The organism is Pseudoalteromonas luteoviolacea S2607 (assembly GCF_001625575.1).
Classification (GTDB): domain Bacteria; phylum Pseudomonadota; class Gammaproteobacteria; order Enterobacterales; family Alteromonadaceae; genus Pseudoalteromonas; species Pseudoalteromonas luteoviolacea_E.
On sequence record NZ_AUXV01000008.1, the window covers coordinates 15911 to 41958 of the forward strand.

Consider the following 26048-nt stretch of genomic DNA (forward strand, 5'->3'; position numbering starts at 1 on the left):
GAAAATGCGTATTCAGTCAATTTATCAAACGCTTACTGCTGCAATTATTACTGGACTCTTACTAACAGCTTGCGGTGGCGGTGGTGAAAATAAACCATTACAGCAAACGAGCAGCTCTGGCGACAACACTTCTCCAACACAGCAGGAACCGCAACAACCGAGCTTGGTATCGAACACGCCAAATGTAGTCGACTTTTCATATCAGCCTCGGTTTCGTTTTGCTCGATTATCCGAGAACCAAATTGTCGACGAGGTGATGATCAATGGAACTGGAGATCTTATACATCCGCTTGATACAGTTACTGAACGGGGTAATCTAACCGTTTCTGTCGATAACATCGAAGACCCAGATGGCATAGGTCGCGTCTTGCTCGGATTTAATAACACAGAGCAAGCGATCGTTTTATGCGATAGTAATTGTTCTTCGCCATTTAAATTTACTCAAACTGGTATTAACCCTTTCAATTTTGGCCAACAGAGTGGTTCAATCAACATCCAAGTCTGGGTTGAAGACCTTGAAGGCAATGCAACAGTTGTGGCAACAAAGCAGGTTAATTGGATCCCGAGGAGTGTGGTTGTTGAACCAGCTCAAAGAGGTGAAGATGGCACGCTCACTGTAAGCTGGCAAGCGTTGGAAGAAGCGCTGCGATACAACGTATACCTCGCACAATCCCCCATTGATGATCTGGCCAATGTTACTTCTTTGCCTGATGGCAGACGTGTTATAGCGCTGAGTGAAACAAGCCAAAGCTTTACAGGCTTAGATCCACAAAAGCATTATTACTTGAGGGTAACTGGAATTGATGGCAGCGGTGAGAGTGCTTTCAGTGACTCTATTATGCTACCTGCAACAGACTTAATTTTACCCATTGCGAACAACGATTCATTTATAGGGGAGCAGTTTCAATCAATAAGTGCAAATGTACTGAGTAACGATCAGGATTTAGGGTTTGGGCCTTTAGAGGTTGTAGTGCCTGCTATAGTGGCGCCACAAAATGGTACGCTTGACCTACAAACAAATGGTAATTTTACTTACACGCCCAATGAGAGCTTTTTTGGCTCTGATAGTTTCGTTTATCAAGTAGTTAACACGCAAGGCGCGACAGCACAGGCTACCGTTAGTATAACCATAGAGAGAACGAATCAAAATCCCATCGCCATTCCTAACAGCTATGCTTTAGAAAAAAATAGCGAATTGACAGTTTCTGGCGGGGGGCTGCTAGTTAACGATATTGATTTTGATGGTGATTCGGTTTCAGTGAACCCGACGCCAGTAGTTAATGTGCAAAATGGTACGTTGACGCTTAACACAGATGGCACTTTTACTTACCTACCAGCTGCGGACTTTGTTGGCGCTGATTTCTTTCAATACCGAATTGAAGATGGTAATGGGGGCTTTGCGACAGCTGATGTTTCATTAAGTATTGAGGAAGAGTTAAGTAATACCCCTCCTGTAGCAGTGAATGATAATTATGAAACAAGCGAAGACATTCAGCTGCTAATACCAGCACCGGGTATTCTGGAAAACGACAGTGATGACCAATTAGACAGTGGCAGCACAAGCACAATTGGTTTGCAAATAGACATTTCAGAAGCGACCAAAAGTGGTACTTTGGAACTAACCAGCGAAGGTGGATTTAGGTATACTCCAGGAGAAAACTTTTCTGGACAGGACTTTTTTGTCTACCAAATCACTGACCAACAAGGTGCAACAGCAGCAGCATTCGCAGTTATCAATATTATTCCGGTTAATGATCCACCTATGGCAATGGATGACTCTGTGGAAGTAACCGCGGGCGCACTAATTGAAATTGATGTAGCAAATAACGACTTAGATATTGATGGTGTATTAGATCTTTCTACATTGACGGCAGTTATGCAGCCAATGCACGGCAGTTTGTCTCTCAACAGTAACAATAAATTTGTCTATCAGAGCGAATCAGGGTTCGATGGAACAGATTATTTCACTTACACGGTAAAAGATAATGAAGGGGCTGTATCCAATGAAGCATTCGTTTATATCTTTGTAACTACAGAGAATATATCGCCTGTTGCGGTAAATGACGCTGCTTCAACATCACAAGATGTGTCGATTAATATTAATGTACTCGCAAATGACAGTGACACGGATGGGAGTTTAAATGGTGCAACATTAGAAATTGTTACAGCTCCTGAAAACGGCAGTGCTAGCATTGAATCAGCAGAACATACTATTGTGTATATTCCAGCTTCTGGTTTTGTCGGAGTCGATACTTTCGAATATCGGGTTCAAGATAATAGAGGTGATTTCTCAAATACAGCTACAGTTACAGTGACAGTTTCTGCGGCTAATCAGCCACCAATCGCAAATAATGACAGTGCAGAAGTAGAGATTGGCAAATCGGTATTTATCGCAGTATTGGAAAATGATTCAGATCCTGATGGATTGATTGATTTCAGTACGCTCGAGGTCGTCAGTTCGCCGACAAAAGGAACGGTGACTGTAGAGTCTACAGGGGCATTTTCTTATGCTCATACTGGCACAGCCGTTGGTACTGATAATTTCTCATATAGAGTAAAAGACAATGCCGGGGCGTTCTCAAACAACGCACTTGTTTCTATTACAATCGTTGAGCCAGATACAACGCCTGTGGCGAACCCTGATAGCGCTACGCTTGATAAAAATACTTCAGTCATGATTGATGTATTAGCTAATGACGATGCAAAAGGCCTTAGCTTGGTGCCATCGACTATCGAAATTGTTACGCCGGTTGCACATGGTTCCACTTTTATCGATACGTCAACAGGTTCCATTAGTTACATACCGATGAATAATTTTGTTGGTAATGATTCATTTACCTATCAGGTAAATAATAACAATGGCCAAACTTCTAATGTCGCGACGGTCTCGATTGTCGTAAATGATCGAAACTACGCACCAAGTGTCACAGGGGGGTCTGCAAATATTCAAACCAATGTGTCCGATGGTGATTTCGTGCTTCAAGTCAGCGCTTCAGATCCTGATGGCGATGATATCAGCTTGAGTTTAATTGGTGACGATGGTGGGCTATTTGCAATTGCTCAGGATGGCAGAATTACCGTGGCTAATTCGTCACTCATCGCGTCTAACGGAGCTGTGACTTACAACCTGACGGTTCAAGTGTGTGACAGTGTGTCGCCCCCATTATGTGCAACAGACTCCATTACGATTAATGTAACAGTTGCGCAAACAATTTTTGTTGCTAATAAACTAACTACCTTTGGATCGGATGGGGAAAAGGTCGTACGTTTGAGAGCATCGTTGGAATATCATGAGGTCGGTCAATCACTTGTGCTTTCTGATGGTAAAGTGTTGGTCGTAGGGGGCGTTGGTACTTGGGTTGAAAGTATTAGTAGAAACATCCATAGAGCTATCGTTACGAAGAGATTAGCGAACGGGTATCCAGACACGAGTTTTGCGAGTCAAGGCGTATTCTCTAGCCACTTTGGAATTGAAGTCTCAGACCAACCTCAAAACATAGTCGCTAAAGCGGTTGCTGTTGACAATGAAAACCGCATCTATGTCGCGGGCTATGCTGATTTTGGTGCCACAGAGGCACAAGAATTGCTACTGTTTAGGCTAACCCCCAGTGGTGCGCACGATACCACTTATGGTGCGGGTTCTGGTTATACAAGGCTACCTTTGACAACTGGCTCGCGTATTACTCCAGTCGCTATTATGGTGGATGACTCTCAAACAGTGACGGTATTGAGTGATGTTAAAGTTGGTAACAACACCACCATAGCATTGACTCGAGTCGATGCATCGGGGGACATAATTGGTTCACTGGACTTAGCGCCTAGCTCTTCTCAATATGCAGACGGCGTTATTGACCTAGGTACTCATCTGCTTGTTTATGGCGAAGTTATGTCAGAAGCGGGGAATAAGGACCTTTTATTTGCACGGGTTAACAAATCCACATTGTTGCTGGACACGGATTTCCAATCATCGGGTTTCTTGCAAATAGATATTTACAGCGCTTCGTTTGACAATCAGGTTCATGATGCCATTGAACTTAGTGATGGAAAAATATTACTGACTGGTGATTCATACTTGACGGGTGGTAGTGACAAGTCAGCATTTATCATGAGGTTGGATAGCAACGGTAATATGGACACCACTTTTAATTCAAGTGGTTATATTCTCTATGAGCTAAATCAACTCCCCGCTTCAGGAATTGAAGGACAAGATTTCTCAGCTTGGAATGCGTATGGATTTGGTATTTATGCTGATGATAATCACTATTATGTTGGCATAGGGCGTGGTCAATTTAGTTCTTCATCTAATGCGGCTCAAATAATCAGAACCGATCACAGTGGCACAATAGATTCAGCTTGGTTGCCTGACAGCGGTGGGCCTACGGCATATCGACAATTTTTATTGGCACCGGTTAACATGCATCGTACTTCTGGCGGGTTCTTAATGCATGGTTATCAATATCGCTCTGTTGGTAACAGTTTCTTTTATTCACTGTGGTTGGGAGAAATTACAACCAGTGCACAGTTTAACGGTAACTTTGCTTCTAATGGACAACTCGACTTAGATACAGGCGATGGAAACGAAGTCTTCAGTGCAGGACAAAGTGTAATGGCCGCCTCGAATCAAGCATTGATTGCTGGGCACTCGACAAGTTGGCAAGATGGTGAAGTACCCTACATTTATAAATTGGACGATACCGGTAACGGCGTCGCTAGTTTTGGCAATATAGGTAAATCTCAGTTTGCATTGAGTGCCTCGGGCACGACGAGCGCCATGGTAGAAACAGGTGCTGGTAATCTGTTATTGGCAGGAAATCAAAATACTAGCCAAGCTTTCATTGTGAACATGAGTAGTACGGGGGCACAAGACTTTGATTTCAAACCAGATGGAAGCGGCAGTGCCATCAGTATTAATGCTGGTGATTATGGCGGCACCGGCAGCACTGTTGTTGTAACCAAATTATATAGTTTAATCACTGGTGATTTCTTAGCTTTTGCGAAAATTAATGATGGGTGTATTGATCAAAGTCACGCATTTATTTACACCAGTGTTGGACTCATGTCTGGGCATTTCCAGTACCCCGTTCCGAGCGGAGTATCCTGTGGTACCACCGCGCGCGGGATTGATTTTATTCACCCAGTTTCGACCTTTTTAGTCGGAATAGGAACTGATGAACAAGAATTTACAGAACCTAGAGTGATTTTAGCCAAAGCCACAGTAACAGGTGTGTTAGATCCTACTTTTGGAACAGCGGGGGTTGCTGCGCTAGATATAGGACTTGTGACCGGTGAAACTCTGACACTCAAAGGATCATTTGTCGATGGCGAGGGACGGTTTGTTGTCTTTGGGACCGGCGGGACGAAGAACTTTGTGGTAAGAGCTAATGCTGACGGTTCTCTAGACAGTACCTTTGGTACCAACGGTGTCTTTATCTTCGAACAGCTAGGCACTACCGCTGTGGCGGTCAAGCAAGGGTGGGTTCAAAGTACAGGTGAGTTGGTAATGTTTTTACAATCAACCTCAGGCCTTGAAGTCTATGTCGCTCGCGTGAAGTTAACAGATGATGCTGGGACATTAGACTTGTCATTTAACTCAGTCGGTCATCAGCAGTTCAGCGTAAGCATGACAGGGCAGTTAGAGTCTGCTATTAGTTTAAATAACGGCGATAGCTTTGTCTTAGTATTACAGCAAGATGAACCTAAGGTGGTTGTCTTGCAAGCTGGCAAGATTGAAATATCTGATTAGCCGACAGTGAGGTTTGTACACAATGAAGTTAAAATTCTACGGCGTACGGGGGTCTATCCCGACGCCGGGACCTGACACGGTAAAATATGGGGGAAACACCGTGTGTGTTTCCTTACAGAGTAACTCTGGCGCTCATATTATTTTAGACTCTGGAACGGGCATCAGAATACTCGGGGACGAGTTACTCAGTGACAAGCGACCGATATGTATTTTACTGAGTCATAACCACTGGGATCACATTCAAGGATTTCCTTTTTTTGTACCAGCTTATATGCCTAACAGAGATATTACGATTGTGCCTGGGATCACAGAAGAGTTGGCTCCTGACGCAATATTAAAGCAAATGCAAGGGAGCTACTTTCCTGTTCAGTCAAAAGATTTACCTGCAAGTGTTAAATTACAGGTTCAAAAAAATGATGCTTGGCTTTATCAAGATATCAATATAGAGCGAAAGGCGATGAACCACCCAGGAGGGGGGAGTGCTTATCGACTCATCGTGGATGGAATTACAATCGTATATGCGATTGACAATGAACTCTATCCACCCAATGAGCCTGTGACGAGCTTTGATGACTGGGCTGAGTTTGTTAATGAAGCAGATTACTTGATCCATGACGGACAGTTCATGCCAAGTGACTACCCATTAAAAATGGGTTGGGGCCACTCCCAAATTAAGGATGCTTTGGCACTCGCTGAGTTGGGAAAGGTTAAAAATTTAGTCATTATTAGCCATGACCCAGCACGCACCGACGCTGATTTGGATCAGATAAACGACAATATCCAAAATAGTAATTATCCATTCCATACAATTTTAGCCTTTGAGGGGCTAGAAATAACATGAAGCTAAAGAAGTGGTTCAAGCTTTATCGCCTTCAATGGATCACAGGCGCAGTCATCACTCTTCTATTCATGTTACTTCACCTACTTGCTTTGTCACCTGCGTCACCTTATGGACAAGTTATCAAGCGCTTTGAGGGTCTTGCCTATGATGTTCGATTAAAAGAGTCCTTAGTATTTCAACAGCGCTCTTTTTTGCCGATTATCATCGTTGATATTGATGAACAAAGCCTTATCGAAGTGGGAAGGTTTCCCTGGAGCCGACATGTCATGGGTCAGCTTCAAAGCCAGTTAGCAAAAGCCGGTGTGGCAGTGGTCGCGTACGATGTACTGTTTTCGGAGCCTGAACTAAACCCAGCCATGCAAGTTGTTAGTCACCTTGGCGGTAGCAAGGAAGATGTCATTAGTACGTTAGAGACACTTGCGCCAGACATTGACGCTGATATCGCGTTTTCAAAAACACTTGATGCAACCGATACAGTATTGGGGATGTTATTTGAACACCAAGAAGACATTTTGGTCGGTAATTTACCTGTTCCCATTTTTGCAAGCGAAATTAAGCCCAAGGAGTTGCCCATCCCAGACTTTGCTGGGCATGTTGCCAATGTGAAAGTTTTGCAGCTCAACAGCCCTGGGACAGGTTTCATCAACAGTGCACCGGATGGTGACGGATTTGTCCGATACTCGATGTTAATGATTAAACATAACGAAGAGGCATATCCCGCGCTTGCCTTAGAGGCGGCAAGGCTTTATACGCTTGCTGATGAGGTAAAAATAGTCGCAAAGCCTTTCGGAGATGGGCACAGCGTTCAGGGGATCAAGCTCGGGACGACATTAATTCCAACAGATGATTATGGCAGAGTGGCAATCCCTTTTAGAGGCCCAGCATTTAGCTTTCCATATGTATCTGCGATTGATGTATTAAAAGGAGAAATTGACGCGAAGCTATTTGATCAAGCAATTGTATTTGTTGGCACGTCCGCCGTTGGCCATGCCGATTTACGTACAACGCCAGTAGGTGTGCAGTATCCAGGCGTTGAGGTGCACGCAAATGTTTTAGAAGGGCTAGTCTTTCCTGAGTTACTGCCGTCAAGGCCTGATTGGATTGATGGCGCAGTCGTTTTGTTATTACTCCTGATCGGCATTGTAACCTCGATTGTTTTGCCTATTTTGGGTGTATTTGGCATGACTCTAGTTGCACTTTTTATTACCGGCGCTTTTATATTTTTCAGTTTTTACGCGTGGGTAGTATGGCGGCTCGATTTTCCGCAAGTGGCCGTACTGGGGCTAACGATTACTCAAACTACAGTTTTAGGCAGTCTTGGCTTTGTGAAAGAGCACAAAGAGCGTGTACAAATAAAATCAATCTTTGATCAATATGTGCCACCCGCCCATATCGCTTCGATGCTTGAACAACCTGATCAGGCTTCAATGGAGGGGGAAAAGCGCGTAATGACAGTATTGTTTGCAGACATTAGAGAGTTTACAAGTATTTCTGAATCATTGGATGCAGGCAGATTAAAAGCCTATCTCAACCAGTATTTTTCTCCCATCACACGAATTATTTTCGAATACCAGGGCACAATAGATAAATATGTTGGTGATATGGTTATGGCGTTTTGGAATGCGCCCTTGTTAGTAGATGATCACCCAGAGCTTGCCGTGAAATGTGCGATGCAAATGCAGGTACAAGTGGATGCGTTACAAGCGCAAATGAAAGATCAAGGGTTCCCACCATTTGCCATTGGGATTGGGCTAAATACGGGGGATATGAACGTAGGCGATATGGGCTCAGAATATCGTAGGGCATATACGGTACTCGGGGATGCAGTAAACCTTGGTTCACGATTAGAGGGGCTCACCAAATTTTATGGTGTTGGTATTTTGATTAGTGAAATGACCTTTGAACATTGCCCAAATATAATCTTTAGGCCGATAGACAAAGTAAAAGTGAAGGGGAAAAATGAAGCTGTCACTATTTATGAGCCTATCGCATATAAAAATGATATTACGAATGAGCAACTGGAGGAGCTTGAAGCACATAATTCAGCTTGGCAGTTGTATTTATCGCAATGTTGGCAGGAAGCTTTGCCAGCTTTTACTAAACTTATAGAGTTGCAACCACAAAGAAAGGTCTACAGCTTGCTTTGTGAAAGAGTGCGTGAGATGCAGTTACATCCGCCTGGTGAAAACTGGGATGGTAGTTACACGCACAAATCTAAATAGAAAAGGCATGATGGGTCATGGATTTGTCTATTCCTAAAACTGTCACTGAAGAGGTGCTTATTGAGAGCAATGTCGCTCTTAAACACTTACTCAAGTTGGCAACAGAGTTGTCTGCAGAACATGATACAGACAGATTGTTAGAGCATATTTTAGAGTCGGCTATTGCGCTAAGTAATGCTGAAGGGGGCACGATATATTCAGTTTCCGAGAGCAATCAGCTTAGCTTCGCTACACTCATAAACGAACCGCTTGGTATGCATATGGGAGGAACCTCCGGGACGGATATTCCATTTCCTGCTATTCCAATATACTTACAAAATGGGCAGCCCAATGAGAGTGCTTTGGTCGCATTAGCGGCGGCGAAGAAGGAGCTGATCCGTATAGACGACGTCTATGATTGTACGGCATATGATCTCTCTGCCGCGCGTGCGATGGATAAGAAGACTGGCTATCATACTCAATCGGTCCTGACTGTACCGATGGCAAATCATGAAAGTGACTTAAATGGTGTTTTACAACTGATAAACCCACGAAGTAATGGCAAAGTAGTTCCGTTTTCGAAAGGTCTTGTTGAGCTTATTTGCTCCATTACATCATTAGCTGCGGTAGCAATTACCAATCGACAGTTAATTGATGATATGGAAACTCTGTTTCAGGCATTTACACGCTTAATTGCGAAAGCAATCGATGAAAAGTCGCCGTATACAGGTGGGCACTGTCGGCGGGTCCCCGAGCTGACTATGATGATTGCCGAAGCTGTCCACAATGCGAGCGAAGGTCCGATGGCTGACTTCAAGATGGACCAAGCGGACAGACACGAATTGTCATTAGCTGGCTGGTTGCATGACTGCGGCAAGATAGCAATTCCTGAGTACGTAATGGATAAAGCAACCAAGTTGCATTCTGTATACGATAAAATTGATTTTGTGGTCGCAAAAATTGAAATTGCGAAGCGAGATATAGAGCTAGAATATATAAAAGAGATTACGCGTGCAGAAGTGCTAGACCAGCAGGAAAAAGTTACGTGTTTGAGAAATGAATTGAACCAAAAGCTTGCAGAATTGGAACAAGAAAGCGCATTTTTGCAAAAAGCCAATATTGGTGGTGAGTTTATGAAGGACGAAGACCAGCAGCGGGTTCAAGCTTTGGCTGATAATTACCAAGTTGAAATAGCATCCATTAAACAACCTTTACTGAGTGATGAAGAGGTGTATAACTTAAGCATTGCTAGAGGGACACTCACCAAAGAAGAGAGATTAGTGATTAATAAACATATGGATATTACGCTAGAGATGCTCGAAGCTTTACCATTTCCTAAGCACCTACGCAGAGTGCCAGAGTTTGCGGGTGGACACCATGAAAAAATGGATGGGACCGGTTATCCAAAAGGGCTGACCAGAGAGCAAATGTCGGTACCTGCCAGAATAATGGCAATTGCAGATATTTTTGAAGCACTCACGGCGGCCGATAGGCCATACAAAGATGCAAAGCCGCTGAGTGAGTGCCTTTTCATCATGGGTAAGATGAAACTGGGTGATCACATCGATCCAGACTTGTTTGATGTGTTTGTCAGCTCAGGTGTGTATCTCGATTACGCCCAGCAATACTTAAAGCCCGAGCAAATTGATCAAGTTGATGTGACCAAAATCCCGGGCTTTGAGCCCAATTAAAGTCGCGTACATCAATTGACCCGCCATGGTGGGTTCAATCTGTTTTCGCCTGCCCAATAGAGTTTTATTTGATTACCTGAGGGATCAAATAGTACAGCTTCTTTCCATAGGTATCGCTCCATAGTTGGCATTTGAGTAAAGGTGAGACCTTTGCTCTTTAATGCTGCAACCCAAGCATCTAAGTCTTCATGCTCGAAATAAATTGTAGCGCCGTTATTAAATGCTTCAGTTTCGAGTGACAAAGAAAATGAGCTGTCGCCTTCAGGGCATTCAAATCTAGCATAATGAGGTGTATCAACAATTAATGTGAACCCAAGTAATTGATAAAAATCAACCGCTTCTTTCATGTTCGTTACGGGCAGAGTGACTTGGTTTAGGTTCATTGCTATTGGCTCCTTGCAGTGATGTTATTGTTTTTTGTGTGGCTTCAGGTAATTCGATTATTAAGGGAACTAGATAGAGTTTCAAGGGCAGTGTATTTAACGTGCTCCATTAACTCTGGAAAAAAGCTTAAAAATAATTGCTCTAACTCGTTGAAGTTGTCTTCAATCTCTTCGCCAATTCCCATAAATTGATTGTTAAATCGTATCCGTTTTGAAATGTTGTCCAGCGCCTGAGTCGTTCCATGTAGAGATTGGTAATGAGCAAACCAATCGTGATTAATTATATTGCCTACGACATGTTGCATCCCTAAAGGCATATTATTTAGGTTTTGTTGAAGTAATTGATAGCTATGCTGTTTAAAAAGCTCAAATTGTACAGGTGTAAAAAGATGCCAGTTTTTAATTAGTAGGTGGTCATACAAAACGTCGAGTGCTACGCCAGAAAAGCGCTTTCTTTTTGGGCTGAATAGTGATCTTGAGTGTCTCACAGCGTCATGCTGGTCAGTAAATTTGTCCACTAAAATGTGGTTTGCCAACCCGCTCTTGACGTGGCAATTGAGCAAACTCGTATCAAGGCCTTTTTGAAAATCACCAAGTAAATTACCAAAATATGAATCTGCATTATCCTGCGCTAAAAACAAATGGGCTAAGTAGTTCAAATGAGTACCTTTGTGCTATTCGAGATTACTGCGTTCATACAAATACTGAACCTCCTTAATTCTATATGGGTTAAAGATTAAATAATCAATCCAAGCACTCAAATTACCCATGAGTTAGTTGCAATACGAACACAGTCAAAAATGCATTTATGTCGTAAAAATGAACAGCGCATGTGTGTTATTTTTTAATTACATGGACGTCAAACTTTGATTTGTTCTGCTAATCTTAAAGTACGATTAATAGCAAAGAAGATCTTTAATGTTAAATCTACTGCACTCTGAAGATGAGGTACAGTGATGATTGCATATGGATTTTTGCCTTTCTCAGCATATGTCATTTCAGACTTTATATTTTTTCATCGTAACCGTTCCATAAGCTTTGATGTATTGGTGAGGCAGGTCAGGTTTACGGGGGTTGAAGCACTGGGGCTTGTTGTGTTGATTGCGATGTTGATTGGCGCATTAATAATTGTTCAGGGGTACCCACTCTTAGCGGCAATAGGTCAAGGTAATTGGATATATGACATTTTAATATCAACCATAGTGCGTGATCTTGGGCCGTTTATAGTTTGCTTTATTGTTTTAGCGAGATCGGGAACCGCAATAACAACCGAGCTCGGTAACATGGTGGTAAGCAAAGAAATTGATGCATTGATCTCAATGGGCGTATCACCAATATCATATTTAGTGGCACCGCGGGTGCTGGGGATGGTCATCTCTCTAGTTTTATTAATGAGCTACTTCGTAGCATGCGGTATTTTTGGTGGTTACTTAGTGAGTAATGCCTTTCAATCGATACCCGTGAGCACTTTCTTTGCTCGTTTAATCGGGGAGTTACACTGGCTTGATATTGTAATCATGTTGGTAAAAGTGGCGCTGTCGGGTTTGTTTATCAGCCTTATTTCGAGCTACCACGGATTAACGGTGAATCGTGCAATTACTGAAGTACCCCAGCGCAATATTAAAGCGGTTGGACGAGGGTTAATTTCGTTGTGTTTGATTCATGTGGGGCTAACTTTGCTGTACATCGTTTTGGTGGGCAATTAGTTATGCACATTGAGTTTAAAGAGATCTCTCATACGATAAAGAATCGGCAGGTGTTTTCGGACTTGAATGCTGAGGTTAGTAGTGGTCAGTGTTTAGTGATTTCAGGGCGCTCTGGATGTGGTAAAACGCTGTTTTTTAGTATCGCCAGTGACATCATTCGACCAGATGAAGGTGAGATGCTAATTGATGGCGTGGCGGTCAAGAACATGAATGCTCAGAAATACTCGGAATTTAGACGAAATCTTGGCGTTGTATTTCAGTTATCTGGGCTGATTTCCAATCTAACATTGGAAGAAAACTTAATGCTACCTTTGAATCGTCACCATAAAGATGTTTGTAAGCTGGAAAAACAAGCAAGAGTAAAGACGATAGCGCGTGAGTTTGCTCTAGAGCAATACTTGTCGCAGCGCACTGAACAGCTATCATCTGGCCAAGCTTCCTTGGCGGGATTGGCAAGAGCACTATTACTCAAACCCAAAGCTGTGGTTTGGGACGCACCGATGGCAGAAATCGACGACCAGTGGAGCCAGTACGTTTTGGACTTATTGCTTTGTTTAAAACAGCAAGGTACTACGCTGATACTGTGTTCTAACCGCAAAGAGGTCATAGACAAACTAGCAGACACACAGTTGGAGTTAAACAGTAAAGTGTGTTTTTCGGAGCATTAGTCTATGCAGCATAGCCCCAAAAAAACCAACAACATTGTGCTGGCTTTTGGTATTGCGGGTATTGTCTTACTTGTTGTATTTACCGCGATGATTTTAGTGAATAACCATACCTTCTCGGACAAAACATACTATAAAACTGTTTTGAACGATGCCAGTGGTTTGAGTTCGCTGCCTGCCGTATATTTCAAGGGGCTGAAAATCGGTCGAATCGACGGGTTTAGATTAAACCATAAGACAAATCAAATTGAAGTTGATTTGTGGGTATTTAGCGAATACCAATCTAAGGTGGTCGAATATGCAGTGCTCGCTGGTGAGCAACACCCCATATTTGATGATGTTACTACGTTCGAACTTATTCTACCTGACTTAGTGGTCGTGCAAAACTATCAGGCTTTGGCACCAGATAGTTTAATCCCACATATAAACAGCGAGCTTGGTAAGAGATACAGTGCCGAGGGCTTCATTCAGCAAAAAGGGGATGACATAGAATCTATTCTCTCAAGCATCAACCAGCTTCTACAAAACTTTCAAAAAGAAGATAACCCAGAGGCTGGGGCAATATTTAAAGTGTTAGACCGTGTGGCCAAGATCAGTGATAACCTGATGACGGTCAGTGAAAAAGTCAAAGAAAGTGATTTACTCCCCGATGCTGAGAGAACATTACTCCAAAGCCAACAGGTGCTGGAACAAATGCCTAAAGTTATTGGTCAACTTAATCAAACACTGTTAACGACAGAGCGACTAATGAATCAAGCTGAGTCGACACTAGACAACTATAATGAGCCCGCAGCAATCATAGGAGAAGTAACCGATAGGCAGTTACCCATTGTATTAAACAACCTCAACGAAAGCTTAACCGTGATGCAGCTGATGCTCAAAGAAGTACATAGTGAGCGAGAGCAGTTTGCGATTGCAATCCATAGCATGCAACAGGTTTTGGATAAAATGGATAAAACCCTACAGGCGTTAAATAATCATCCAATTTTGAAAGATGGTATCGAAAAGCCACCTCAAAGCACAGGAATTGAAATGCATGATTAAGTTTTTATTGGGTATATGTATTTTATGTTTTGGGCTTTTACAAATGGGCTGTTCCAGTGCCCCAGAGAAAAACTACAGTATCACTAGATACAAAGACCTATCAATGACTTGGATGGCTAGGGGAGATAGAAAACGGCAAGAGCAGCGATTGGAGCAGGCTGTTTTAAATTATGAAACGGCATATAAGTATGCGAACCTTCGCAACGACATCGAACTAATGGGGTTGTCTCTACTGAAATTGGCTTCGGTTTACTTAGACAAAAAAGAGTTTATAGCAGCTGATGAGTACATTAGACGTGTAAATACGATGCAACGTTTCGAGAATATTAATTTTAACTTGTCTATCAAAGCCGTATTAGCTAAAAAAGCATATGTTGCAGGCGACAGTTTAAAAGCGGCGGCATATGCAAATGAATTAGTAATCAACCACAGTGAAAACCTAGAAAAATCGATTTATTATCAATGGCTTGCTGCTAAATACTCGACTGGTCCTGTTGATTTTGCTATTTTAGACAAAGATGTTGAGTTTCTATTAACCCTAAAGCACAGCGCAAAACTCGAAAATATAGAGGTGCTTTCTTTTATTTTGTACCAGAATGCACTTTGGCGTGTTGATAAGCTCGAACCGTCTGCGATTGATGCGACCAAAAATGCCATAGCACATTTCTCGGAATTAGAACTTACAAACAGAATCAGAGATTGCTATGTACTTTTAGCAAAATACTATACATCAATTGGTGATATCCCTAGTGCGCAATACTTCGAGCAACGGATAGACTCTCTTACCCAGCTACCTTGAAGTATCGTGTTTAATACCTGTTCATAATGTTCTTAAAATGGGTATAATTGATTGTAGTTTAATAAGATAAAAGAGAATGTTGTGTCTTCAGTTCAGGTTGCGAGATGTATCATTAGTTTCACTTGGCTTTACCACGGTATATTCCCAAAGATTGTACACATTGCGCCGCTTGAAGCGCTGATAATATCTAGCTTTGGTTTTTCCAGTGATATATCTACTTTTATTACAAAAGCAGCTGGTATTGGAGAGATTGTATTTGGTGTTTTCTTTTTTATCTTTTACAAAACCTATATTACTAATGCTCTTAATATAATTGGGCTTACAGGACTATTAGCATCTGTAGCTGTATTGCAGCCGCAGTTGTTAATTGAGGCTTTTAATCCTGTTACAACCAATATTCCTCTAATCGCATTTAGTGTGATTTTGCTTAGCCATATACGAAAAGTGGATTTCAAAAACCGTTAAAAGTTTCCGAACGGTGCGATTTTTATTTACCACCATCAGGTTTTATCAAGCGGTCATTTTAGTAGAAATCGACTTAACAAGTTGAAAGACTATATTGGTTAATATGTTGAAGGTCTCATGGCTTGTCCACATTACAAGCTAAGCAATGTCGTATCTGCTGGGGGACTGCACCTCAATCGATGCAAGTTTCTTTATACCTGCACTCACAATACCTATTAAGGCTGTTCTGCTTTAGGTTAAAAAATCGCAAAAGCGGTGCGTACCAGCTAGCGTCAACGAAGTGTGTTGACAATATTGGATAAATCAAACAAACGGATTTAATTTCTGAGTAGGTGTTTGTAATTATTACTGAAAATCTAAAATTGTTAAAAGCCACCACTGTTTATGTGGAAACTCAAAGGAGCGTATGTTGATGAAACAGAGAATCTGCGTCGGAGCACTCGTAATTAATAATGACAAATTATTGTTGGTGAATCATAAAAGAGAAGGGCGCTATGACTTTTGGGTCGCACCCGGAGGAGGTGTCAAGGGAACCGAATCATTAGAAGAAGCGACTGTACGTGAAGTGAAAGAGGAAACTGGACTAAATGTTTCTGTCGTTAAGCTTATGTATGTAGAAGAAATGTATACCCCTGAAGAACGCTCAATTAAGTTTTGGTATCATTGTGAACTTATTGACGGTGAACTGAATTGCTCGGCTGAAGAAGCCGTTGCCGAATATATTGTGGGGGCCGGATTCATGGATAAAGCATTTTTGAATACAAATGAGGTGTTTCCACCCATGTTGAAAAGTAGCTTTTGGGATAAAATTGAGCAAGGGTGGAAGCAGCCTGAATTCATTTCGCTTCGAAAATTAGCATTTTATTGATGCACAATTCATGCACTTAATTTCCGCTGAAACTCGTATAACCGAATCTGTGCTTTAATTCGTAACAAGCTTGGTCAAAAGGTTATTTTTGATAGGGTAGATTGAAGCTATACTTCTTCATTGCTGTATAACTCGCTACGATTACGACCATTCTTTTTCGCGACATAAAGTGCGCGATCAGCCAGCGCCTGCGTCGATTCGATGTGTTTTCTCGACACCGTATCACTAAACGCTAAGCCTGCGCTTAAAGTGATCGGGTTAGTGATGAATTGAGGAGATAAATTAAGAACATTTTTCGAAAAAGTGTCTCTGATTTTTTCTGACAGCTGAAGTGTATGAGTTGGTGTGATGTCGAACAATAAAATACAAAACTCTTCGCCGCCCCAGCGAACGACAAGATCAGAGCTGCGTACTTGTGTTTTTAGTGTGGCTCCCAATTCGGCCAAAATTGCGTCGCCCATAGTGTGCCCATACGTATCGTTTACATGTTTAAAATGATCAACGTCAAGCATGATCACTGCGAGTGAGTCACATTTTCTTTTAGATAATGGCATTATGTTTTCTAAGCACTTGCTTAAACCATGGCGATTAAGGATATCGGTCAACTCATCGTGATGGGCTGCATATTCGAGCTTTCTTACAAACCGACCTGCACTGAGTAGCATCAAAAGTGGTGTGCCAGCAACGATTCCGATCAGAGCGACTAACCATGTGTAGCCACCAACCCAACTGAAGGTTGAACCAATATTAGGTAGAGAGCCAAATGTACCGTACAGTGTGTAAAGCGCGCTCAAAGCTATCTCAAGTAAAACGACAACCACGGTAATTTGAGTTGCTAAATATTCATTTTTATCATGTTTTGCGTGCTGCCACAGTACCCAACCATAGTGGCCTCGAACACATATAAGCCATACACCGATGACAGCTAATCGGCATTCTCTGTCGGGCCAAATCACTGTAAATATCAGCGCAAGAATAAACACTGGCACAATAAGGATAGCAATACGGGTTAGAGATGGTTTGACATAAACAAAATGCCATGCGCCAATGAGCCAAAGAGAGTGGCCGAGTATTAGGCAGGTATTAAATGTTGTTACGAGGAGAGTACGTGGCGCATTCTGCATAGATATTTGCGACAGGTAGGCCAGAGACAAAACGCCAAGTGCAGCGGCCCAATATCTAGCGCCTTCTACTTTCTGGCTCATTCTGGCCATTGACATCAAGACTATAGAGCCTGTCAAAGATGCAATAAATAACGAGAGCATTAATGTTAAATCATGAACTTGCACTTATTGCTCAACCCCATTGCTTTGTTATTAAGGGACAGTAATAAAAACTTTTATAAACCAATCATATGGTTCCATATTGGCATGTCTAACCTACAGCTTAGCAAACGTCAGTTATTTTGCAGTGTAGTTATTTTGTTCTCTATAGCTTTACGGTTGAGCGGAATCATGTAATAAAGCGTTTAAGAATAGGTTTAGTATGAATCAATATTTTGGAGAAGAATCAATGACTGATAACAGCATCAGGTTATTTGTATACGGCACTTTAGCGCCAAACCGGGTTAATTCGCATATTCTCGAAGGTATTGGTGGATCTTTTGAAAAGGCCTCTGTTAGGGGGAACTTGTACCAAGAGGGGTGGGGCGCAGCTCAAGGTTACCCAGGTATAAAACTTGATAGTGAAGGTAGCGTTGTCGAAGGGTTTGTATTTAAGTCACCAAATCTAGAGCGTCATTGGCAGACGCTTGACGATTTTGAAGGCGCAGGGTACGAAAGAGTAATCTGTCAGGTTGTTACCGAAAGTGGCAAAGTCTATGAAGCCTATATTTATGCACTTTCGAAATAGCTCAAAAAGTTCATCGAGTACATGATAAACCATTAATACAAGGAGTAAGGTGTATGGAGCACCCAATACAGCAGTTTCTAATTTGGTGGGAGCGAGCCATAAAGGACTCGCCTTTAAAGCAAAAAAGTGCAGTTTGCGTGTCGACGATTGATAGTGAAGGGTTTCCTGCTGCAAGGTTTGTTGATTTAAAGTCAGTGTCAAACGATGGCATCGTGTTTTGTACATATTTAGATTCTGCTAAAGGAAAAGAAATTAGTGTTTGTAACAAAGTTGCATTGACAGCTTGGTGGGACCATATCGGTTACCAAATTAGAGTAACAGGGCGAGCTGCGCCATTACCAGATGAAGAAGCGGACAGGTATTGGAAAACTCGCACAACCGATGCCCAGATCACGACGCATGTGTGTGAGCAAAGTCAGTCATTGGCCAATCCAAATGAATTGGCCGATAAAGTTGCAGCAATTAATCGAGATAATTCGCTTAATCCCTCGATAAGGCCTGTTAACTGGGGAGGTTACAGAGTTGTCGCTCACAGCATTGAATTTTTAACATTTAAAGAGGATAGGCTGCATTTACGTGAGTTATTTACATTAAACGACGGAGTGTGGACAAAGTCATTTTTACAGCCTTAGCATTTTGAAAGAGATTGTTAGAGCAACAGGTTTCTTTTTAGTATCTATAATTTAATGATTCAATCATTGATCTTAAGAAAAATATGAACAAGCGACTTATTGCGTTTACCATGTTGGCCGGAAGCCACTTTTCGGCCTTATCGGAACCTGTCAGGGTGGTGGTAAATGATTGGTCGAGTCAACGAATTCTTGCGAATATAGCGAGTCAAATATTTATCCGACTGGGGTATGAAGTAGAATTAATAAATATAACTGTTGATGTTCAATGGTACCTACTTAAAACCAATCGCGTTGACTTGCAGCTTGAAGTGTGGGAAGGCACCATGGAAGATAAATATTCACAATTGCATAAAGCCGGCGAAATCATAGATTTAGGTAATTACTCCGTCACCACCAGAGAAGATTGGTGGTACCCACTATACGTGAAAAGTTTGTGTCCAGGTTTACCGGATTGGAAAGCGCTAAAACAGTGCGAGGGCGTATTTGCTAATCCAAGCTCAAGAGGTAAGGGCGTTTATATTGCCGGGCCGTGGGAAAAGCCTGATCGTGCCAGAATCAAGGCGCTGGAACTCAATTTTATTGTAGAGCAAGTAGACGATGACAACGCGTTATGGGTACGACTTAATCACGCAGTAGAACAAAGGCGACCAATTCTTATTTTTAACTGGACGCCCAATTGGGTAGGGGCAGTATACCCCGGTGAGTTTGTTGAGTTTCCTGAACACTCTTTAGCGTGTGAGACTGATCCTACTTGGGGCGTTAACTCAAGGTTAGAGTACGATTGTGGAAACCCTAAATCAGGCTGGCTTAAAAAAGTATCGAGTCGCCGCTTTGTTAAGCTCTTTCCGTGCTTAGCGAAAAGCATTTCAAGCTTCGATTTAACGAATGAGGAAATAGAGCAGCTATCTGCTCAAGTAAATAGAGAGCGCCTTAGCCCAAAACAAGTTGCCCAACGCTGGGTAAAAGACCATCGCGTGCGTTGGGAGCAATTATTCTCAGAATGTAAAGTGACATTACCAACTTCCACTCGTTAAGAAGTTGACTGACGGCGAATTAATTTTGGAGGCAATAAAGTGTCGGTAATTTGCTCACCCTTTATTAGGGCCAACAAGTTTTGCACAAGCATTTGACCAGCGAGAGTAGTATTTTGTTGAACAGTCGTAAGAGAGGGGGTGATGTAGTTTGCCGCGGCAATATTATCAAACCCTATGACATTAACGTCTTCAGGTACACTCAGTCCTGCCTCTTTCAGTGCTTTTATTGCACCTATAGCTATTAAATCACTTGCCGCAAATAACGCATCAAACGAGACGTTATTGGCGAGTAGTGAGTGGGTCGCGTGATAACCGGATTCTTCAGTTGATATTGCATTGGCAACACATCGTTCGCCAAGGGTAATATTGTGTTGTTCTAATTTGTCTTTAAAGCCTTTAAAACGAGTGAGGAATTCGGGGCTATGCTCTGAAGCATCGCCGATAAATACACAGTTGGTTCGATTGGCGGAAATAAAATTTTGTGCAGCAAGTTGCCCTCCGCCATAATTATCACAGCTCACTGTTAAGTCCGGCCGTCCTTCGACTTTCGCTCCCCAACAGACAAACTTTGTATCTTGAGCAAGTAGGTTTTGCAGCCTAGACTGGTAGTCCATGTAGTCGCCATAACCAAGCAAGATAATACCATCGGCCCTGTGGCTGTCTTCATACTCAGCGCGCCAATCTTGACTGATAGATTGGAATGAAACCAAAAGGTCGTAGCCTTCTTTCGCACAAGCTCGAGTTATACTCCCCAACATATTTAAAAAGAAAGGGTTAATTTGGGATTCATCGCCAGTAGGGTCTTCAAATAGCAAAATTGCCAGAGTCGCGCTTTGTTGGGTGCGCAAATTACTGGCGTTTTTGTCGACTTTATAATTTAGTTTCTTGGCAATCTCCCACACTTTCTTGCGCGTTTCTTCATTCACAAGCGGACTGTTTCGAAGTGCTCTAGAAACAGTCGATTGAGAAACACCTGCGTAGTGCGCGATGTCAAAAGACGTTGCTTTTCCTTTTGTTTTCATTTTCTATGTAGTTTTAATGATGTCTTGGACATTGTCTGTGATTCTATTTTTTTTGCAACCAATTTCATAAAAGGTGCAAATTTTTATTGATGATATTTGACACCGGTGTCATAATGTCACTGTTTTATCATTTTGTTGTCAAAACATATTTGGCTGCCCTAATTTCAGGGCAGCATTTTTTCAGCCAGCGTGCAAAGTTTCGGCTGAGTATTAATTTGGATAATTAGCAGGGGTAACCCTGAAAAGGTGGTTGGAACACCACTACAACAGAGAAAAAACAACATGAGCCAGACAACACTTAAAAGTTTAAATGGTCATGACCGTGCGTTCGAACCAATCATCGTTGCTGATATTGGTGGGACTAATGCGCGATTTGCTGTCGTGACAGAATTTAATTTAGACACAAACCAGTTCGCTATAGACCATCAATTCACTTTCCCTAGTGCGGAATTTCAGTCCTTTGAATCTGCCCTTGCTGCATTTCTTGCAACTTTAACTATTAAAAAGCCTTCCAGAGCATGTTTTGCTGTTGCAGGACCGATAAAGGGTCAACACGTTTACTTGACCAATTTAGGCTGGAATTTTAATACGCAAGATATCAAAAAACATTTCGATTTCAATGAATTATCCGTAATCAATGATTTCGCCGCATTTGCTTATGCAGCGCCGCATCTAAGTAAAGATGACAATATTCAAATTAAAACCGGTCAAGCAGATCCGAATGCCAATATTGCTGTGTTGGGACCTGGCACAGGTTTTGGCGCGGCATGTCATGTCAAAGATATTCATGGCAGTGCGGTAATGAGTTGCGAAGCCGGGCACATTAGCCTTGCAGCGGTCACTGAACTAGATAGACAACTATTGCAAGTACTTAAAGAGAGTACACAGCATGTTTCAGTTGAAACGGTATTCTCAGGACCTGGTCTGGCGAGACTTTATAAGGCAATGGCACAAGTAAAAGGAGTGCCTGCCGAAGATTTAAATGCAGCACAAATCAGCGCAAAAGCGCATGAATGTGATGTATGCGACGCAACACTTAATCAGTTTTGTGACTGGATAGGCAGTGTTGCAGGAGATATCGCGTTAACCTTTGGGGCGTTGGGTGGCGTATTTATTGGCGGAGGGATCTTGCCTCGCATGACTGAACGACTTATTTCTAGTCGATTTGTTGAAAGGTTTACGGAAAAGGGGATAATGTCTCAGTACGCTGGGCAAATTCCAGTGACGTTGGTCGTGCAGGACAATATTCCTCTGATTGGTGCTGCGGCGTGTTTACATGACCGAGACCAGTTTTCGTAAATTGGAATAAATATGAAGAAAGTTACCATAAACAGTGTTGCTGAGTATGCGGGAGTGTCTAAAAAGACCGTATCTCGCGTGCTAAATAATGAACCTAATGTCAGTCCCGCAACGCGTGAAAAGGTGCTCAAAGTATTCAAAGAGCTAGATTACAAACCTAATCCAATTGCAAGGGGACTTGCCCGTAATAAGAGCTTTATCATTGGCTGCCTATATGACAACCCGAGTAAAAGCTACATAACACGTGTACAAAGCGGCGCTTTGGAGGCGTGTCATAAGTTCAATTATAATTTGCTGATCCACCCTTGTGAGCTAAGGGGAACTGAATTGATAGAGAATGTTGGGCAATTACTGACAACCTCTAGACTCGATGGATTAGTATTAACGCCTCCGTTTTCAGACTCTCAAGAACTCATTGATTACTTGAAAACGCAAGACATTCCTTACGCGCGGGTTGCTTCTGCTATTCAAGATGACTCTTCCATTTCTGTCAGAAGTAATGATGAGCAAGGGGCGTTTGAGCTAACTGAGCATTTGATTTCACTAGGGCACAAAGAAATTGCTTTTATTAAAGGGCACCCTGATCACAGTGCGACGGAAAAGCGATTCAGTGGCTATCGAAATGCACTCTCAAAACATGGTATCGATTTCAATTCTCATTTAGTGGCAGAAGGTAATTTCAGTTACCATTCTGGTGCTGACAGCGCTAAAGAGATCCTAGATTTGGATCCAATGCCAACAGCCGTTTTTGCGTCTAATGACTACATGGCTGCGGCGGTGTTAAAACTTGCCACGCAAAGGCAGCTCAAAGTGCCGGAAGATATTTCAATTGCCGGGTTTGATAATGCGCCAATTGCCCGTCATATATGGCCAGGGTTGACTACAATTGCGCAACCTGTGGAAGAAATGACACGACAGGCTGTAGAGCAATTGATAATGCAAATATCTGATCCTTCAACAGAAGTTTATCAAAAAGTACTAGAAGCAAAACTTATTACACGCGAGTCTACAGCGTCGCGTTAATTACGTTATTTTTACATTTACTTGCCCAAAGCCCAATCCTAGCGATTGGGCTTTTTTTGTCCATAATTTAGATATACGCGTTATTTAATTTAATTTTCATATTCAACTGTTGACACCGGTGTCAGGAATGTGAGTTAATACAGTGACACCGGTGTCAGGTTGAGGTGAGAGACAACCTGATAGCGTACCTTTGAACGGGTAAATCAAAGCAGCTCAGTACATATAGGTGTGCTGAGCCTTTTTCCTCTAAACATGCAGAGAGGCAGATTATGTTGCATCCTCGAATTCAAGAAGTTACTGAAAGAGTTGTGAAACGCAGCCAACAGACTCGAAGTGCCTACCTAAAGCGTATTCAAGAAGCAAAAAAACAAACGCGCGTTAGAGCTGGGTTAGGTTGTGGTAACTTAGCACACGTAATGGCTGCGTGTTCAAGCAGTGACAAAGCAAGGCTAAAGGCGGATGATCAACCAAACCTTGCGATCATTAACTCATATAATGACATGCTCTCTGCTCATGTTCCGTATATCGAATACCCAGACTTAATTAAAAAGATAGCTACCCAGTACGATGCGACAGCTCAGGTTGCAGGTGGCGTGCCGGCAATGTGTGATGGCGTTACACAGGGCCGTGACGGTATGGAGCTATCTTTGTTTTCTCGCGATGTGATCGCGATGTCGACTGCTGTTGCATTATCTCATGATGTTTTTGACGGTGTGTTTTGCTTGGGCGTGTGCGACAAAATTGTACCGGGATTACTGATTGGCTCACTGTCTTTTGGTCATTTACCAATTTTCTTCTTACCAGCTGGTCCAATGGAGTCTGGTATTCCTAACAAAGAGAAAGCGCGTGTTAGACAAAGCTTTGCACAAGGTCTAGTCAGTCGCGAAGAGCTTTTAGAAGCTGAGAGTGCCTCATACCATAGTGCAGGTACATGTACTTTTTATGGTACAGCGAATTCAAATCAAATGTTGATGGAAATTATGGGATTACACCTTCCGGGTAGCTCGTTCATCAATCCATATACTGAGTTGCGAGACGGACTAACGGCAAGTGCCGTTAAAATGATGCTTGAGCAACTTATCAATACTAAGACAGCAAACCCAATTGGTGAAGTGGTCAGCGAAAAAACGGTAATTAACGGCTTAGTTGGCTTACTAGCAACCGGTGGTTCTACAAACCATGCAATTCATTTAGTCGCGATGGCCAAGGCCGCGGGCGTTCAAATTACTTGGAAAGACATGGCGGAACTATCAGAGGTTGTTCCATTGTTAACACGCATCTATCCAAATGGTTCGGCTGATGTAAATCACTTCCAAGCAGCTGGTGGTATGGGCTTCTTAATGCGTGAGCTGCGTGATGCTGGCTTCCTACACAATGATGTCAAAACGATTGTGGGTGAAGGGCTAGACGATTACACAATGGAACCAGTGCTGGATGTTGATACTAATGTGATCATGACAAACAGTGAAGGGCCGAGCAAAGTGAAATGGGTACCTTGTCCTGAAAACTCTTTAGATGAGGAAGTATTGAGGCCTGTTTCGAATCCGTTCAGCAAGCAGGGTGGACTGCAGCTATTAACCGGTAATCTAGGAAAAGCTGTTATTAAAGTATCGGCGGTTGATGAAAAGCATCAATTTGTGTCTGCACCTGCAAAAGTATTTAGTTCGCAAGCTGCGCTTCAGGATGCTTTTGCCAATGGCGAATTAAATCAAGATTTTATAGCCGTAATCAAAGAGCAAGGGCCCAAAGCTAAAGGCATGCCTGAGCTTCATAAACTGACGCCGGTTATGGCGACGCTACAAGATCAAGGCTACAAGGTAGCGATTGTAACCGACGGTCGTATGTCTGGTGCATCAGGTAAAGTTCCAGCTGCGATTCATCTTGCGCCTGAGGCAGTTGAGGGTGGAGTCATTGCTAAAATTCGTGAAGGTGACTTAGTAACACTTGACGCGCCAAACGGAGACCTAGTTCTGCACGTTTCTGACGAAGAGCTAGCAACGCGCGAGTTAGAGCTGACTCAGCCTGAATTTACATTTGGCACAGGTCGTGAGCTATTTACAGGTTTTAGAAACATGGTAAGCAGCGCAGATATGGGCGCAAGCGCCTTTGGTATCGACGATTAACATCATTGGGAATGGGGTAATTATGAGAATACAGGAAATTTTATCGGCAGCACCAGTGGTACCTGTCATTGTTATCGAAGAGCTTGAAGATGCAATTCCACTAGCAAAAGCTCTGTATAACGGCGGACTTCGCGCACTTGAAGTGACACTTAGAACGCCTGTAGCAGCAGAAGCAGTAAAACAAATCAAAGAAGCACTGCCAGAAGCTTATGTGGGTACTGGCACAGTAGTCGATAAAGCATCTTTTGAAGCGTCGGTTAACGCTGGTGCTGATTTTATGGTAAGTCCGGGTGTGAGCTCTGAGCTTTTAGAACTTGCTAAAAGCACAGATATTCCGTTTCTGCCAGGTGCCGCAACGCCTAGCGAAGCGATGGAACTCGCGGCTCATGGGTTCAAGTTTTTGAAGTTTTTCCCTGCAGAAGCTGCAGGTGGTGCGCCAATGTTGAAGTCTATTGGCGGACCTCTTCCACAAGTGACATTTTGTCCGACTGGTGGGATCTCACTAGAAAGTGCGCCTAAGTATTTGGCGCTAAAAAATGTAATTTGCGTTGGTGGTACTTGGATGCTGGATAAAGCGCTAATTGCAAACAAAGATTGGCAAGCCATCGAAGCGCTTGCGAAACAAGCAAGTGAAGTTAAATAATTAGGGGAATGTAAT

General features: G+C 42.6%; 21 protein-coding genes. 17 read left to right on the forward strand and 4 right to left on the reverse strand.

Annotation, left to right across the window (positions count from 1 at the left end; genetic code table 11):
• Nucleotides 1–4: 4 nt before the first annotated feature.
• The 4 genes from N480_RS07025 to N480_RS07040 are packed head-to-tail and all read left to right on the forward strand — an operon-like array spanning nt 5 to nt 10476.
• Entirely contained in the window at nt 5–5743 is a 5739-nt protein-coding gene (locus tag N480_RS07025; protein ID WP_063371812.1) for an Ig-like domain-containing protein, read from the forward strand.
• Between the two features lie 22 nt (nt 5744–5765).
• A complete protein-coding gene (locus tag N480_RS07030; protein WP_063371813.1) occupies nt 5766–6584 on the forward strand; it encodes an MBL fold metallo-hydrolase in 819 nt (272 codons plus the stop codon).
• Complete coding sequence (locus tag N480_RS07035; RefSeq protein WP_081231787.1) at nt 6581–8806, forward strand: CHASE2 domain-containing protein; 2226 nt, start codon at nt 6581–6583, stop codon at nt 8804–8806. The genes N480_RS07030 and N480_RS07035 overlap by 4 nt, the downstream gene beginning before the upstream one ends.
• A gap of 17 nt (nt 8807–8823) precedes the next feature.
• Nucleotides 8824–10476 (forward strand): HD domain-containing phosphohydrolase, encoded by a 1653-nt coding sequence (locus N480_RS07040; RefSeq protein ID WP_063371814.1) that lies wholly within the window; start codon nt 8824–8826, stop codon nt 10474–10476.
• Nucleotides 10477–10487: 11 nt separating this feature from the next.
• Here the strand turns inward: N480_RS07040 and N480_RS07045 are convergent, their stop codons facing one another.
• Both N480_RS07045 and N480_RS07050 read right to left on the reverse strand, forming a co-directional pair.
• Complete coding sequence (locus N480_RS07045; protein WP_063371815.1) at nt 10488–10859, reverse strand: VOC family protein; 372 nt, start codon at nt 10857–10859, stop codon at nt 10488–10490.
• A 44-nt stretch (nt 10860–10903) separates the two neighbouring features.
• The gene (locus N480_RS07050) at nt 10904–11518 is read right to left on the reverse strand and encodes an ACP phosphodiesterase (protein WP_063371816.1); all 615 of its coding nucleotides are present in this window, start codon (nt 11516–11518) and stop codon (nt 10904–10906) included.
• Nucleotides 11519–11815: 297 nt separating this feature from the next.
• Here N480_RS07050 and N480_RS07055 point away from each other — a divergent pair, with 297 nt between their 5' ends.
• From N480_RS07055 to N480_RS07080, 6 genes are all read left to right on the forward strand, one after another.
• On the forward strand, nt 11816–12565 hold the full coding sequence (locus N480_RS07055; RefSeq protein WP_063357685.1) for an ABC transporter permease: 750 nt from the start codon (nt 11816–11818) through the stop codon (nt 12563–12565).
• A gap of 2 nt (nt 12566–12567) precedes the next feature.
• A complete protein-coding gene (locus N480_RS07060) occupies nt 12568–13233 on the forward strand; it encodes an ATP-binding cassette domain-containing protein (protein ID WP_063371817.1) in 666 nt (221 codons plus the stop codon).
• Between the two features lie 3 nt (nt 13234–13236).
• Nucleotides 13237–14274 carry an MlaD family protein gene (locus N480_RS07065; protein ID WP_063371818.1) on the forward strand — a complete coding sequence of 346 codons (1038 nt, stop codon included), beginning with the start codon at nt 13237–13239 and terminating at the stop codon, nt 14272–14274.
• A complete protein-coding gene (locus N480_RS07070; protein WP_063371819.1) occupies nt 14267–15073 on the forward strand; it encodes a hypothetical protein in 807 nt (268 codons plus the stop codon). Before N480_RS07065 ends, N480_RS07070 begins: the two co-directional genes overlap by 8 nt.
• Nucleotides 15074–15154: 81 nt before the next feature.
• Nucleotides 15155–15538 carry a DoxX-like family protein gene (locus tag N480_RS07075; RefSeq protein WP_063371820.1) on the forward strand — a complete coding sequence of 128 codons (384 nt, stop codon included), beginning with the start codon at nt 15155–15157 and terminating at the stop codon, nt 15536–15538.
• Between the two features lie 412 nt (nt 15539–15950).
• A complete protein-coding gene (locus N480_RS07080; protein WP_063371821.1) occupies nt 15951–16406 on the forward strand; it encodes an NUDIX domain-containing protein in 456 nt (151 codons plus the stop codon).
• 107 nt (nt 16407–16513) lie between these two features.
• Here N480_RS07080 and N480_RS07085 read toward each other — a convergent pair whose 3' ends face one another.
• Nucleotides 16514–17611 (reverse strand): GGDEF domain-containing protein, encoded by a 1098-nt coding sequence (locus tag N480_RS07085; protein ID WP_196761463.1) that lies wholly within the window; start codon nt 17609–17611, stop codon nt 16514–16516.
• Nucleotides 17612–17918: 307 nt separating this feature from the next.
• Between N480_RS07085 and N480_RS07090 the strand changes: the two genes are divergently transcribed.
• The 3 genes from N480_RS07090 (at nt 17919) to N480_RS07100 (ending at nt 19923) form a co-directional block, all read left to right on the forward strand.
• The gene (locus N480_RS07090) at nt 17919–18257 is read left to right on the forward strand and encodes a gamma-glutamylcyclotransferase family protein (protein ID WP_063371943.1); all 339 of its coding nucleotides are present in this window, start codon (nt 17919–17921) and stop codon (nt 18255–18257) included.
• Nucleotides 18258–18292: 35 nt separating this feature from the next.
• On the forward strand, nt 18293–18889 hold the full coding sequence (locus N480_RS07095) for a pyridoxine/pyridoxamine 5'-phosphate oxidase (protein ID WP_269200974.1): 597 nt from the start codon (nt 18293–18295) through the stop codon (nt 18887–18889).
• Nucleotides 18890–18972: 83 nt separating this feature from the next.
• The gene (locus N480_RS07100) at nt 18973–19923 is read left to right on the forward strand and encodes an ABC transporter substrate-binding protein (protein WP_063371824.1); all 951 of its coding nucleotides are present in this window, start codon (nt 18973–18975) and stop codon (nt 19921–19923) included.
• On the opposite strand, the gene N480_RS07105 is transcribed toward N480_RS07100, so the two are convergent.
• Nucleotides 19920–20945, reverse strand: a complete 1026-nt coding sequence (locus tag N480_RS07105; protein ID WP_063371825.1) for a LacI family DNA-binding transcriptional regulator — start codon at nt 20943–20945, stop codon at nt 19920–19922. The two genes, N480_RS07100 and N480_RS07105, sit on opposite strands and share 4 nt — an antisense overlap.
• Before the next feature lie 282 nt (nt 20946–21227).
• On the opposite strand from N480_RS07105, the gene glk reads away from it, so the two are divergent.
• The 4 genes from glk to N480_RS07125 all read left to right on the forward strand — a co-directional run bounded on the left by glk (nt 21228) and on the right by N480_RS07125 (nt 26033).
• Nucleotides 21228–22244 carry a glucokinase gene (gene glk / locus N480_RS07110; protein WP_063371826.1) on the forward strand — a complete coding sequence of 339 codons (1017 nt, stop codon included), beginning with the start codon at nt 21228–21230 and terminating at the stop codon, nt 22242–22244.
• Nucleotides 22245–22256: 12 nt separating this feature from the next.
• Nucleotides 22257–23267, forward strand: a complete 1011-nt coding sequence (locus N480_RS07115; protein WP_063371827.1) for a LacI family DNA-binding transcriptional regulator — start codon at nt 22257–22259, stop codon at nt 23265–23267.
• Nucleotides 23268–23536: 269 nt separating this feature from the next.
• Nucleotides 23537–25390, forward strand: coding sequence for a phosphogluconate dehydratase (gene edd, locus N480_RS07120; RefSeq protein ID WP_063371828.1), 1854 nt, complete (start codon nt 23537–23539; stop codon nt 25388–25390).
• 22 nt (nt 25391–25412) lie between these two features.
• The gene (locus tag N480_RS07125; RefSeq protein WP_063371829.1) at nt 25413–26033 is read left to right on the forward strand and encodes a bifunctional 4-hydroxy-2-oxoglutarate aldolase/2-dehydro-3-deoxy-phosphogluconate aldolase; all 621 of its coding nucleotides are present in this window, start codon (nt 25413–25415) and stop codon (nt 26031–26033) included.
• Nucleotides 26034–26048 lie beyond the last annotated feature (15 nt).